This is a genomic window from Halorussus gelatinilyticus (assembly GCF_023238445.1).
Taxonomy (GTDB): domain Archaea; phylum Halobacteriota; class Halobacteria; order Halobacteriales; family Haladaptataceae; genus Halorussus; species Halorussus gelatinilyticus.
Map to the genome: position 1 here is coordinate 3,575,718 of NZ_CP096658.1, position 13,059 is coordinate 3,588,776.

At 65.9% G+C, this 13,059-nt stretch carries 11 protein-coding genes and 1 tRNA gene; 4 read left to right on the forward strand and 8 right to left on the reverse strand.

Annotated elements, in window-relative coordinates; all coding sequences use genetic code 11:
* Positions 1–272: 272 nt before the first annotated feature.
* The 4 genes from M0R88_RS18165 to M0R88_RS18180 form a co-directional block, all read right to left on the reverse strand.
* Complete coding sequence (locus tag M0R88_RS18165; protein WP_248654827.1) at positions 273–1,493, reverse strand: HEAT repeat domain-containing protein; 1,221 nt, start codon at positions 1,491–1,493, stop codon at positions 273–275.
* Positions 1,494–1,577: 84 nt separating this feature from the next.
* A complete protein-coding gene (locus tag M0R88_RS18170; RefSeq protein WP_248654828.1) occupies positions 1,578–2,180 on the reverse strand; it encodes a flagellin in 603 nt (200 codons plus the stop codon).
* Positions 2,181–2,372: 192 nt separating this feature from the next.
* On the reverse strand, positions 2,373–2,654 hold the full coding sequence (locus M0R88_RS18175) for a DUF7521 family protein (RefSeq protein ID WP_248654829.1): 282 nt from the start codon (positions 2,652–2,654) through the stop codon (positions 2,373–2,375).
* Positions 2,655–2,741: 87 nt separating this feature from the next.
* Positions 2,742–3,080 (reverse strand): ArsR/SmtB family transcription factor, encoded by a 339-nt coding sequence (locus tag M0R88_RS18180; RefSeq protein ID WP_248654830.1) that lies wholly within the window; start codon positions 3,078–3,080, stop codon positions 2,742–2,744.
* 112 nt (positions 3,081–3,192) lie between these two features.
* Here M0R88_RS18180 and M0R88_RS18185 point away from each other — a divergent pair, with 112 nt between their 5' ends.
* Positions 3,193–3,609 (forward strand): chemotaxis protein CheW, encoded by a 417-nt coding sequence (locus M0R88_RS18185; RefSeq protein ID WP_248654831.1) that lies wholly within the window; start codon positions 3,193–3,195, stop codon positions 3,607–3,609.
* Between the two features lie 28 nt (positions 3,610–3,637).
* On the opposite strand, the gene glmU is transcribed toward M0R88_RS18185, so the two are convergent.
* A complete protein-coding gene (gene glmU / locus M0R88_RS18190) occupies positions 3,638–4,819 on the reverse strand; it encodes a bifunctional sugar-1-phosphate nucleotidylyltransferase/acetyltransferase (protein ID WP_248656734.1) in 1,182 nt (393 codons plus the stop codon).
* A gap of 449 nt (positions 4,820–5,268) precedes the next feature.
* Between glmU and glmS the strand changes: the two genes are divergently transcribed.
* Positions 5,269–7,092 (forward strand): glutamine--fructose-6-phosphate transaminase (isomerizing), encoded by a 1,824-nt coding sequence (gene glmS / locus M0R88_RS18195; RefSeq protein ID WP_248654832.1) that lies wholly within the window; start codon positions 5,269–5,271, stop codon positions 7,090–7,092.
* A 78-nt stretch (positions 7,093–7,170) separates the two neighbouring features.
* On the forward strand, positions 7,171–8,118 hold the full coding sequence (locus M0R88_RS18200; protein WP_248654833.1) for a polysaccharide deacetylase family protein: 948 nt from the start codon (positions 7,171–7,173) through the stop codon (positions 8,116–8,118).
* Positions 8,119–8,352: 234 nt separating this feature from the next.
* On the opposite strand, the gene M0R88_RS18205 is transcribed toward M0R88_RS18200, so the two are convergent.
* The 3 genes from M0R88_RS18205 to M0R88_RS18215 form a co-directional block, all read right to left on the reverse strand.
* Positions 8,353–8,438, reverse strand: a tRNA-OTHER gene (locus tag M0R88_RS18205).
* 82 nt (positions 8,439–8,520) lie between these two features.
* Positions 8,521–10,800: a PAS domain S-box protein gene (locus M0R88_RS18210; protein WP_248654834.1), complete on the reverse strand. Its 2,280-nt coding sequence runs from the start codon at positions 10,798–10,800 to the stop codon at positions 8,521–8,523.
* Between the two features lie 103 nt (positions 10,801–10,903).
* Positions 10,904–11,761, reverse strand: coding sequence for a CheF family chemotaxis protein (locus tag M0R88_RS18215; protein ID WP_248654835.1), 858 nt, complete (start codon positions 11,759–11,761; stop codon positions 10,904–10,906).
* A gap of 160 nt (positions 11,762–11,921) precedes the next feature.
* Between M0R88_RS18215 and M0R88_RS18220 the strand changes: the two genes are divergently transcribed.
* Positions 11,922–12,950, forward strand: a complete 1,029-nt coding sequence (locus M0R88_RS18220) for a lysylphosphatidylglycerol synthase transmembrane domain-containing protein (protein ID WP_248654836.1) — start codon at positions 11,922–11,924, stop codon at positions 12,948–12,950.
* The last annotated feature ends 109 nt before the right edge of the window (positions 12,951–13,059 follow it).

The following is a 13,059-nucleotide window of genomic DNA, read 5'->3' on the forward strand; positions in this document are numbered from 1 at the left end:
CAGCAGCCTGTCCCGGACCATCTTATTCCGGAAAGAGACACCAACCGGATATAAAGCTTTACTCAAATTTCACGCGCGATAACCTCGTCCGCTCGCGCCGATTGTCCGCCGCCTCGGGCGTTCGGCGACCGGTGACGGGTGACCGGCGACGGGCGGCCAGCGAATCTTCGACGACCCCGCCCCGCGGCGACTTCCTCCGCGACGACTTCCTCCGCGACGACTTCCTCCGCGACGACTTCCTCCGCGACGACTCCACCGACACCTCGACGCGACTACCCACGACCGCCCAGTTTCGACAGCGCGGAGAACGCGCGTTTCCGGACGTCCTCGTCGTCGGTGTCGTCGATAATCTCGTTGAGGCGTCTGCGCGCGCGCTCGCCCCCGACCTTGCCGAGCGTGAACGCGGCTTTGGCCCGCGCGTCGCCGCTCGCTTCCGGGTCGTCCAGCACTTCGAGCAGCGCGTCCTCCGCGACTTCGCCGCCGACTTCGGCGATACTCGTCGCGGCGAACTGCGCGGTCATCCCGTCCTTGTCGTCCAGCACGGACGCCAGCGCCCGAATCGCGGACTCGCGGTTGTCGTCGCCCGCGACGCGGCCGAGCAACCACGCCGCGTTCCGGCGCTGGTGGGCCTGTGTGCCTTGGTCCAGGATATCGACCAGCGAGTCCACGACGCTCCGGTGGTCGGTCGCGCTCAACTTCTCGACCATCCGCTCGCGGAGTTCGTGGCTCTGCTGGCCCGGTGCGTTCGAGAGGAGTTCGATGAGCGAGAACACCGCGGCCCGCCGGACCGCCTCGTTCTCGTCGGAGAGCAGCGACACCAACGCGTCCAGCGGTTTCGCGCTCCCGAAGTTGCCCAGCGAGTTGGCCGCGATGCGCCGAACCGTCTCGCTGTCGTCGTTCAGTAGGTCGAGCAACGCCGACAGCGCCTCGTCGCCGCCGATGCGACCGAGTGAGTCGGCGGCCTCCCGACGGACCTCGACGCTGTCGTCGCCCAATCGTTTCCTGAGCGCCGACACCGCTCGGGGGTCTTCGACGCGGCCGAGAGCGCGAGCGACGCGCGCTCGAACCCGCGGGTCGGGGTCGCCGAGTCGCCGGACCAGCGCCTTCGTCCCGGCCTTGTTCCCGATGCGCCCCAGCGCGTTGGCCGACGCCATCCGAAGTTCGGGTTGGTCGGCCGAGAGCGTCTCGACCAGCGCCTCGGCCCGCGCCCACTCTGCCCCCTCTGTCGGCACCTCCTCGCCGGTCAGCGCGGCGACGAGTCGTTCGACGGCGTGGCGCTGGTCGAGCGCGTCGATCGCCGCCGCGCGCACCTCCTCGCTGTCGTCGTCCTGGACGGCCGTCACGAGCGGGTCCAACACCTTCTCGTCGGGAGCGTCTACTTCTCCTAGGATGTCGGCCGCGCGCCGACGGACTGGCTCGCTGTTGCTCTTCGCCAACAGCGAGGTGAGTTGGTCCACGTCGCCCGTCTTTTCCAGTTCGAACAGCGAAGTCACGACTGACCGATGGAATTGAGCCGAGAAAAAACGTTGTGTTACGCGGTCGAAACGGAGAGGAAGGTCAGTTGGAAGCGATGCGAGTTAGACCGTGACCGCGCTCTCTTGGGAGAGCGACTGGGGCACGTTCGCGCGGTAGAGCGTCACTGCGCCGTACTGGGTAGTGAGCTTCAGCTTGACTTCCTCGCCCTCGCCGAGGCCGGTCCCACTTTCGCGGATGGCAGTGGCATCCATCGTAATCTTGAAGCGGTCGTCCTGTGTGTTGAGGACGGGCTCGGAGCCGTCGGGGTCCTTGATGGCGCTGACGCCGAACTCGGTGCCGTTCAGCGTGTCGGGCTTGGCGGTGTTGTGGACCAGCGTCCTCGCTTCGTTCGGACCGATCCACTCAATGGTGGCCGCAGAGAGGTTGATGTCTGCGGACCCGGAGCCACGCATGACCGTCAGGTTGATCTGTTCGACTTTCTCGTTGGCCACGTCACCGAACGCGCTGACGACCTGCACACGGTTCGAGACCTGCGCGCTGGACTCCTGACCAGTCTGTTCGGACTTGGTCTGGAGGAATCCAGCCGTGTTGATGAGCACGCCCGCTGCGATTGCCGCGACGAGCACCATCGCGATGAACACGATGAGTGTACCGATACCGACTTGACCTCTGTCAGTTAGCCGTTCTTTGATTTTTTCTTTCATTTTCTCACGTCCTGTCCGAACGTCAATGTGACATTGACTACGGACTCTATGCGGAACGAAACGAAGCTCCGTAATAAAACTACGGCCGAGATTATCAGACCTGATATTGGGTATATTGAAAGTACTGAAATCGGATACGTAACGTCAGTAGCGGTCGAACGGTCGGAACGAGAGAACGTCGATCAGGGAGAGTCATTCGGTCGCGGTGATGCTGTAGATGACGAACAGGTACCCGACGGTCGTGATGAGATAGTTGACCGACAGCAGTATCCGAGTCTGTTCGAATCGGGTCACGAAGGCGCTCACGGTCGTCGCTATCGCGGCCGCGACGATGAGCGTGAACCCGATGGAGAGGTGGAACATCGCCTGTCGGGACGTTCGGTTGTACGCTCGGACCGCGAGTCCGACCATCGAGAGACCGGCAGTTGCTAAAGTGACGCTAAACACGACGTACAGCAGTTCAATTGTTTGCATGGTTTTCCTCTGCTGAGAGGCCGCCCGCCGACGAGCGGCGTCCGAATCGACGGGAAGTCGGTCGGCGGTCTCCGGGGGAGCGTCGGCTCATTCCGCTTTCAGGTCGCGCCAGACGTCCGCCAGCGAGTTGTCCACTTCCGGGCGGTCGTCCACGGACACGTCGATGTGTTCCTCCTCGAAGGCGAATTCGAGCGCGTCCACGTTACGTCGATAGACCTTCGTGCGCCGCCCTTCGTCGGAGAACTCTCTGCCCGACAGTTCGAGCAGGTCGGCCTCGGTGAGTTCCTCGATGCGACGATAGCTGGTCGCTATCGGAATTTCGAGTTCGTCACTCAGTTCCTGGGCCGACATCGGCTCGTTCGTGGCGCGGAGTATCTCGGCGTTGTACTTGTTGCCGAGCACCCGGAGCAGTTCCACGGCCTCCATCAGTTACCGCGTTTGAAAACGTGGGTTAAAAAGGTACCGTAGGCGACCCGTCAACGGACTCGAAGTGGTCGGCGTCGGAACAGTAAAGTGGTCGCCGCGGGACGCTCCGAACATGCCAGAGACAGTCGGCGGCGTTCAGGTTCTCGAATTCCGGCTCGAGGACCGGAAGTACTGCATCGACATCGCTCACGTGGACGAAATCGTGGACAAGGACGAACTGACACCGCTCCCGAACTCCGAGCCACGTGTCGAGGGCGTGATGGACCTGCGGGGCATCACGACGACCATCATCAACCCCAAGAAGGTGCTGGACCTCGAAGAGACCGAGACGGGCGAGCGCGTGGTCGTCCTCGAGTCCGACGACGACGAGAAGGGGAACGTCGGGTGGCTCATCGACGCCGTGAACCAAGTCGTCAGCATCGACACCGACGAGGTGGACGAGAGCGTCGAGAGCGGGTCGGTCCGAGGCATCGTCCGGCAGGACGACGACTTCGTGGTCTGGGTCAAACCCGAGGAAATCAACAACTGAGAGACGGGCTGCCGTTCTGCGGGTTTTCCTATCGGTCGCGCGTGACGGTCTCGCCCGGTGCGATTCCGACGCCCGGCGAGAGCTTCGTGCCCGCGTTCAGCGCGACGTTGATACCAGTTTTCGCCTCGTCGCCGACGACGACGCCGAACTTCCGACGGTCGGTCGAGACGCGCTCACCCTTCACCGTGAGTTTCACCGGTTGGTCGTCGTGGCGGAGGTTCGCCACCGTCGTCCCCGCGCCGAAATTGACGTTCCGGCCCAGTACGCTGTCGCCGACGTAGCTCAGGTGACCGACGGTGGCTCCTGCCATCAGGACGCTGTTTTTGACTTCGACGCCGTGGCCGACGTGGGCGTCCTCGCCGACGAGCGTCGCGCCGCGGACGTAGGCGTTCGGGCCGACGCTCGCGCCCGAGCGCACGAGCGCGGGACCCTCGATGACCACGCCGGCGTCGATGCTCGCGCCCTCCTCGACCACGACGTCGCCCCGGAGGTCGGCGTTCTCGTGGACCGACCCCCGGACGTCTCGCTCCAGTTCGCCGAGTTTCCACTCGTTGGCCGCCAGCAGTTCCCACGGCCGGCCCACGTCGAGCCAGCGGTCGATTTCGACCGCCGTGACCTCGTGTTCCGCGATGGTCCGGGCCAACACGTCGGTGATCTCGTGCTCGCCGCGCTCGCTCGCGGGCACGTCCAGCCACTCGCGGGCCTCGGCGGGAAACACGTACGCGCCGGTGTTGGCGAGGTCGGTCGGCGGGTCGGCGGGCTTCTCCACGATGTCGGTGACGGTCTCGCCGTCCGTCGAGAGGACGCCGTAGCTCGTCGGGTCGGCGACGCGGTGCGCGCCGACGCTCGGCCCGGCCGCGAACAACCGCTCGACGCCCGCAGGGTCGTAGAGGTTGTCGCCGTTCAGCACCGCGAACGCGCCGTCGAGGTGTTCGCGGGCCGCACGCACCGCGTCGGCGGTCCCGGCCTGTTCGTGCTGGACCGCGTACTCCACGGGGATGCCCGCGTACTCCTCGCCGAAGTACTCGCGCACCGCGTCGGCCTCGTAGCCGACGACGAAGACGAGTTCGTCCGCGCCCGCGCGTACCGCGGCGTCCGCGGCGTGGGCGGCCAGCGGTCGGTCGGCGGCCGGAAGCATCGGCTTGGGGAGCGACGCCGACAGCGGCCGAATTCGAGTGCCTTCGCCGGCGGCGAGGACGACTGCCTGAATCCTCTCGGCTGTCATTGGCAGTACAACTCGGGGCGGAGCCTTTGTTACCACCTGCTTGCGGCGACGTAAGTGTGAGCTACCGGACCGATTTCGCGGCCTGCCGTCGTTTCACGCGCCGCCAGAGCGTCGGGCGAACGGCGGTACGCCCCGAAAACCGTTTCACCCGTTTCAAGATAAGTTCGGCCTACGGCCGGCGTATTTCCTCCTACCGGGAAGTCAGCGAGCGTATAACAAAGGGCACCCGACGCCATCTGTCGAACAGCACCCGCTTCCCGTAGCTCGGGGCGGTCAGGACGGTACAATGCTCGATGGAGTAGCCCGGACGAACGATAGGCGCAGATTATGTGACGGTCAGTGCGCCGTCCCGAACGACTTTCGAACTACGACCCTCTAACCATGATAGCTACCAATACGACGCCCACGACCGAGACGCCGGGGGTGTACTGCTGATGTGTGGAATCATCGCCCGAATCGGCGGTGACGACGACAGCGCGGTGGACGAACTCCTCACGGGACTCGAGAATCTGGAGTACCGCGGGTACGACTCGGCCGGACTCGCCATCAAGAACGGCGGCGGTCCGGAAGTGTTCAAGCGGCAGGGCGAGATCTCCCACCTGAAAGACGCCCTCGCCGACGAGGTGCCCGACGGCGGTCTCGGCATCGGGCACACGCGCTGGAGCACTCACGGTCCGCCGAGCGACGCGAACGCCCACCCCCACACCGACTGCACCGGCGAGGTCGCGGTCGTCCACAACGGCATCATCGAGAACTACGACGAACTCAAAGCCGGGCTACGGGCCCGCGGCCACGCCTTCGAGAGCGACACCGACACCGAGGTCATCCCGCACCTCGTCGAGGAACGACTGGCGGCGGGCGCGGACCCCGAAACCGCGTTCCGCGAGACCATCGAGAAGCTCTCGGGCAGCTACGCGGTGGCGATGATAACGAAGCACGACCACGCCGTCTACGCGACCCGACGCGGGTCGCCGCTCGTGCTGGGCGTGGACGACGGCGAGTACTTCCTCGCCAGCGACGTGCCCGCGTTCCTCGACTTCACCGACGATGTGGTCTATCTGGACGACGGCGACGTGGTAATCGTGAAACCCGACGGCCACCGCATCTCGACCACCGAGGGCGAGACGGTCGAACGGTCGGTCCAGACGGTCGAGTGGGACCCCGAAGACGCCGGGAAGGGCGGCTACGACCACTACATGCTCAAGGAGATTCACGAGCAACCCGCCGCGCTCCGCCAGACGCTCCGAGGCCGGGCCGACCCCACCACCGGCGACATCGACCTCGAAGACTTCCCGGCCGGGACCTTCGAGGACGTCGAGCGCGTCCAGTTCGTCGCCTGCGGGACCTCCTACCACGCCGGACTGGTGGGCGCGCAGTTCCTCTCTTCGGGCGGCGTACCCGCGCAGGCGTTCCTCGCCAGCGAGTACGCGACGTCCCAACCGCCGGTAGACGAGGGGACCCTCGTCGTCGGCGTGACCCAGAGCGGTGAGACGGCCGACACCCTGTCGGCGCTCCGGCGGGCGAACGCCTCGGGCGCGCGGACGCTCGCGGTGACGAACGTCGTCGGTTCGACCGCGGCCCGCGAGTGCGACGACGCGCTGTTCATCCGGGCCGGACCGGAGATAGGGGTGGCGGCGACCAAGACGTTCTCCTCGCAGGTCGTCTCGCTCGGCCTGCTGGCCGAACGGATGGTCCGGGACGTGACCGGTTCGCGGACCGACGACGCCCGCGCCCGCCTCGAAGCCCTCTCGGACCTGCCGGGCCACGTCCAGCAGATTCTGGACTACACGAGCGCCCGCAGGGTGGCCGAGAACTACCGGGACAGCGAGGCGTACTTCTTCATCGGTCGGGGCACGGTCCGGCCGGTCGCGCTGGAGGGCGCGCTCAAGTTCAAGGAGATCTCCTACGAACACGCCGAGGGGTTCGCGGCGGGCGAGTTGAAACACGGTCCGCTCGCGCTCGTCACGCCCGAGACGCCGATCTTCGCGGTGTTCACCGGGCGCAACGACGAGAAGACCCTCGGCAACGTCAAGGAGGCCGAGGCCCGCGGCGCGCCCGTGGTCGCGGTCGCCAGCGACGGACAGGAGTCGGTCCACCAGTACGCCGACGAGGTGTTGACGATTCCCGACACGCATCCTGACGTGGCGGGCGTGCTGGCCAACGTCCAGCTCCAACTGCTCTCGTACCACGCGGCCGACCTGCTCGACCGCTCCATCGACAAGCCCAGAAACCTCGCCAAGAGCGTGACCGTCGAGTAGAAACCGACGATTACCGTGCAGAACGCTCCTGAACGGTCGGACCGATTTACTCGCCGACCGCCCGATAGAAGCGACACGATGGGTTCTGTCGTACTCTCCCTCGACGCCGAGCTCGCGTGGGGGTTCCACGACCACGAGACGATGCCAGAAGACCGGGTCGGCGCGGCCCGCGAGTCGTGGCTCCGACTCCTCGACATGTTCGACGACCACGACGTTCCGGCGACCTGGGCGGTCGTCGGCCACCTCATGTTAGACTCCTGCGACGGCGACCACGACTCCCACCCGACGCCCGACGGGTGGTTCGACCGCGACCCCGGCACGTGGGAGGGCCGGGACGAACAGTGGTACGGCCAGAAGCTCGTGGACGCCATCGAGGACGCCGACGCCGACCACGAGGTAGGGAGCCACACCTACTCCCACGTCGAGATGGGCCACACCTCCCGCGAAATCGCGTCGGCCGAGATGCGCGAGTGCGTCGAAGTCGCCGAGGAGCGCGGTCTCTCGGTCGATTCGGTCGTCTTCCCGCGAAACTACGTCGGCCACCGCGACGTGCTGGCGGCCTACGGCGTCAAGTGCTACCGGGGGACCCAGCCCCGGCGCTGGTACGACCGCGGCCCGCTCGGGTCGATGGCGAAACTCTTCGGGTGGCCCACCGGAACGGTCTCGTCCACGCTCGTCACGCCCGAGGAAGACGAGTACGGACTGGTCAACGTGCCGGCCTCGCTCTACCTCTTCTGCTTCGAGGGCCGAGGCCGAAGCGCCGTCGAGCGCGTGACCGACGACCCGATCGTCAGCATGGCCAAGCGCGGCATCGACCGCGCGAGCGCCGAGAACGGCGTGTTCCACATGTGGCTCCATCCGAACAACCTGACCGAGGAGCGGGACTTCGAGCGCATGGAGTCCATCCTCTCGTACCTCGCGCAGGTCAGGGACACGACGCCGCTCCGCGTCGAGACGATGGGGTCTATCGCGGCGGACATCAAGGACGACGAACCGCTCCCGCGCGAGCCTATCGGTCCGCGCTAATCGACGTTTCCCACGCTTCTCGGGGACGTTACTGGCTGATTTTCGACGTGAGTTTGCTCGACGGAAACTCCGTTCGCGTTCGCTCGAACTCGCCGAGGCGTTTCCGCTCGCTCCCGCCGGTCGCTGTACTTCCGGACTTGCGACTGACTTGCTCGACTCCCTTCTGAATCAGCTCGTGGCTCGCAGAGTAGCGAGCACACGCTACGCGGTGCTCGCCGATTGCTCGCCACAGAACGGAAGGGGCGGGAGTCGAACCACGCGAAGCCTGTAAGGCTGCCACCGGGAAGTCCGGTGGCACTCTACCACTGAGCTACCCTTCCACGTCCGGCGATGCGGACGACGGCCGGCTTCGTTACGAACCGCCCGAACGCGTCCACTGGGAGTGTCAGTCCCAGACCTAAATCAACGTTCCGACGACAGTTCGTCACGGAGCGTCACCCGAGAGAACTCGAAGCGCGCGCCTTCGCAATCGTCGCCGGTCTCGTCGTCGCAGTCCACGGCTTCGACGTTCCAGCCGTGGGCGTTGGCGATGGACGAGACGATGGCGAGACCGAAGCCGGTGCCGTCCTCGTCGGTCGTGAAGCCGTGGTCGAACACCTGCTCGCGCTCCGCTTCGGGGATGCCCGGCCCGTCGTCGGCGACGTAGAACCCTTGGCCGTCGTCCAGCAGGCCGACCTCCACGGCGGTTCCCACGTCGCCGTGCTCGACCGCGTTCCGAAACAGGTTCTCCAGCAGTTCCCGGAAGCGGGCGTCGTCGGCCTCGACCACCGCGTCGTCGGCGAGGCGGAGCGACGCCTCGGCGGTATCGGCGGTCTCCCACGCCTCTTCGACCGCGTCCGAGAGCGAGACCGGTTCGGGGTCGTCCACGACCAGTCCCTGCCGAGCGAGTTTGAGCAGGTCCTCGACCAGACCGTCCATCCGGTCCAGCGACCGGCCGATGGGCGCGAGGTGGTCGCTGTCGCACTCGTCTTCGAGCAGGTCGAACCGCCCCAAGGCGACGTTCAGCGGGTTGCGCAGGTCGTGGCTGACCACGCTGGCGAACTCCTCCAGCCGCTCGTTCTGGCGGGCCAACTGGCGTTCGCGCTCCTTCTGCTCGCTGATGTCCACGTAGATGGCGAACGCCTCGCTCTCGCCGTCGTCGCCGGCGGGCGCGGTGTGAAGCAGGAAGTCACGGCCGCCGTCGCGGGTCGTTCGGTGGACCTCCGCGCCCTCGATGCGCCGGCCGTGGCTCACGCGCGCGTTGAGCGCCTCGCCCTCGTCCTGCTGGTCGTCCCGCAGGATGTAGTCGTCCACGGAGTCGCCGACGATTTCGTCCTCGCGCCAGCCGAAGACGTCCTCGAACGCCGGGTTCACCGACTTGCACACCGCGTCGGTCCCGTCGATTCCGTAGCGTACGACGGCGTTGGGAACGTTCTCGAACAGCGCGGCGAACCGGTCGCGCTCGGCCCGGAGTTCGGTCTCGGTCCGGACGCGGGCCAGCGCCTCGGAGATGTGGGCCGCCAGCAGTTCGGCGAGTTCCCGGTCGCCGCGGTCGAAACCGTCGGCGTCCTTCGAGACCGCCTGAAACACCGCGAACTCGTCGAACGGAATCGTCAGCGCCGACCGATACTCGCTCTCTGCGGGCACCACGTCGGCCTCGTGGAGGTCCCGGACTAACGAGGTCTCGCCCTCGCGGTAGACGCGGGCCGCGAGGTTGTCCTCCCTGTCCAGCGGCGTCCGCTCGTAGTAGCCGTCGGTCGAGACGACCTTCGAGACGGCTCTGGTGACGAGATGGTCGCCCTCCACCGCGTCCACCGTACACAGGTCGAATGCGAGAATCTCCTCGGCCGCCTCGATGGCGAGGTCGTAGATGTCCTGTTCGGAGGTGCAACCGACCGCGCGGGCGGCCACGTCGTGGAGCGCCTCTATCTTCTGGTTGGTCTCGCGCAGTTCCATCTGGGCGCGTCGGCGCTCGGTGACGTTCCGGAAGTACACCGACAGGCCGTCCTCGGCGGGGTAGACCCGGATTTCCAGCCAGTCACCCGGTTGGAACGTGGATTCGGTTTCGAGCGTGACGGGTTCCTGCACCTCGAAGGCCTTCTCGTAGGCGGCTCGAAACTCCTCGCCCATGTCGTCCGAGAACGCCTCGCGGATGTTCTCGCCCAGCAGGTCGTCGGCGTCCCGACCGAAGAAGTCGGCCGCGCGCTCGTTGACGTGGGTGAACCGCCACTGGTCGTCCAGCGCGAAGAAGGCGTCCGTGATGCGCTCGAAGATGCGCCGAATCTGCTCGTCGGCTTCCTCGGCCTCGCGCTCGGCGCGGTACTGCGCGACCGCATTCTCGACTCGGTTGGCCAGCACGGCGTACTGGTCGGAACCGGTCTCCTTCTGGAGGTAGTCGGTGACGCCGGCCGAAATCGCCTCGGAGGCTATCTCCTCGCTGCCGCGCCCGGTGAACAGGATGAACGGGAGCGACGGGGCGGTCTCGCGGACCGCGTCCAGAAATTCCAGGCCGTCCATCTCGGGCATCTCGTAGTCGCTGACCACGCAGTCCACCGCGTCGTCGGTTACGCGGTCGAGTGCGGTGGCCGGAGAGGTTTCGACGGCCGTCTCGATGCGGTCGCTCGCCCGCTCCAGATGGGTAGCGGTCAAGTCCGCGATGGCCGGGTCGTCGTCCACCAACAGGACGCGGATGGCGTGGCCCATAGTATGTTGACTTCTACCAAACCGCTGTATAAAAATCCACAGGAGTATTACGTACCCCTATAGTGTGGAAAAAATTATCTAACAGGAAAGATGATAAGACGTTCTAAGTGTTCACCGACTCGATGCGGTCGCTGACCAGAAGTTGACCCTGCGCGGTCAGCGACAGCCCCTTCTGGCCCTCGTCGATGAGTTCCTTCTCCCGGAGGTCGTTCAGCAGCATCGTGACCCGACTCGAATCGACGCCGAGGGTTCCGGCGAGGTCGCCGCTCCGCGCGCCCGAGTAGATGGCGACCAGCGCCTCCATCTCGTCTTCGGAGGTCGTGACCTCCTCGGCCTGTTGGGCGAGTTCCGAGTATTCGAGTCGGAGGTAGCGGCCGAGCAGATTGAGTTTCCGGTCGCTCTCGATGGCGAACTCGGAGGTGACCGACTGGCCCTCGTCGGCGTGGCGGACGACGAGGACCGACCCGCGGTCGCGGGTGTCCCTCTGGAAGTGGGTGACGTTGGCGAGGTTCACCGTCACCGACTCGTCGCCGACGAACTCCACTACGCCCGGTCGAATCTTGAGTTTCGACGGTTGGAACGACGCGTCGGTCACGCGGCCACCGACCCGCGCGGGATGCTTGACTCTCGCCTTCGCGCCGCTGAGTTCGGCTTTGAACAGCACGGTCTTGAACCGCGAGACCTCCTCGGTTCCGGCCTCGATGACCACCGACCGACGCCGGTCGTCCTCCCGGTAGGCGATGGTGATGGTGTCCTGAAAGAACGATTCGAGTTCGGCGGGGACCTGCCCGACGTTGATGTCGAAGATGGCCGAGAGCGGAATCGTCGTCTTCGACCCGTCGCCGGAGGCCAGCACCAGTCGCTTCTGACTGAGGACGATTCGACCCTTGACCGGTTCCGGCGAATCGAAGGTGTCGAGGCTGAACCGTGCGACGAAGTCGGCGATGACCTTTTCGGACATGGTAGACAGGACCGAGGACGCCCGCTGTCCGCGCGCCTCTTTGCAACGTAATTCTCAGTAGGGGTAAATATTTTTTCGGTCCCGCGTGACCCCCGCCGAACGCCCTCCCTACCGCCCAAGCCACGAAACCTAACTGTCTCTCCCTCGTTTCGTGACGTGGATGTCCACCGAAACGTCCGGCGAGGTCTTCGACCGTCGAACGACTATCAAGGTCATCGCCGGGTTCGTCGTCGCCGGACTCCTGCTGTACTTCTTCGGCCGGGTCATCGGATGGAACGAGATAGCACGGACGTTCAGAGGGGCGAACCTGATATGGCTCGGCGTGGCCTGCCTCTCGACGGTGGTCTCGCTGGTCATCTGGGCGAAGTCGTGGGACGTGATCCTCAGTACGGTCGGCATCGAGGTTCCCTTTCGGAAGATAATCACGACCTACTTCGCGGCCACGTTCGCCGACTACGCGACGCCGTTCGGCAAGGCGGGCGGCGGCCCGTTCATCGCCTACGTGCTGGCGGCCGACACCGAGGCCAACTATCAGGACAGCCTCGCCAGCGTCGTGACCGCCGACCTGATCAACCTGCTTCCGTTCTTCACGTTCGCAGGACTCGGCACCCTCGCGCTCTTGATACAGGGCGAGGTGCCCAAGCAGGCCGAGTTGCTCGTGGCCGGACTCGGCGGGATGGCCGTCGTCCTTCCCGCCCTCATCTACGGCTCCTATCGCCACCGGAACTTCGTGGAGCGACTCGTGATGAAGGTGGTCGGTCCCGTCGCCGCGCGCGTCGAGCGCATCGACGCCGAGAACGCCCGCGAGCGAATCGACGAGTTCTACGAACTGGTGGACCGAATCGCGGCGAGTCGCCGCCAACTCGCCAAGACGCTCGTCTACGCCTACGCCGGGTGGCTCTTTTTCGCCGCGCCGCTCTACTTCGCGGCGCTGACGCTCGGCATCGCCGACCAACTCACTCCGATACTGGTCCTGTTCGTGGTTCCGGCGAGTTCGCTGGCGGGCGTCGTCCCCACGCCGGGCGGCGTCGGCGGCGTCGAGTTCGCGCTGGTGGGCCTGATGGTCGCGCTGACGACGCTCCAGGCCGACGTCGCCGCCAGCGCCGCGCTGGTCTATCGCGTGGCGAGCTACTGGTTCGCGCTCGCGCTCGGCGGTATCGCGGCGTTCTTCGTCATCCACCGGAGCTGAACCGCCTGCGAACGCTCGACCGACCACCGCCAGAGACGCACCTACCGGCCCATCACCACGGGCGGGACTGAAAGGGGCCGGTCGCTCGACTGTCCCCCGACGAAGTACG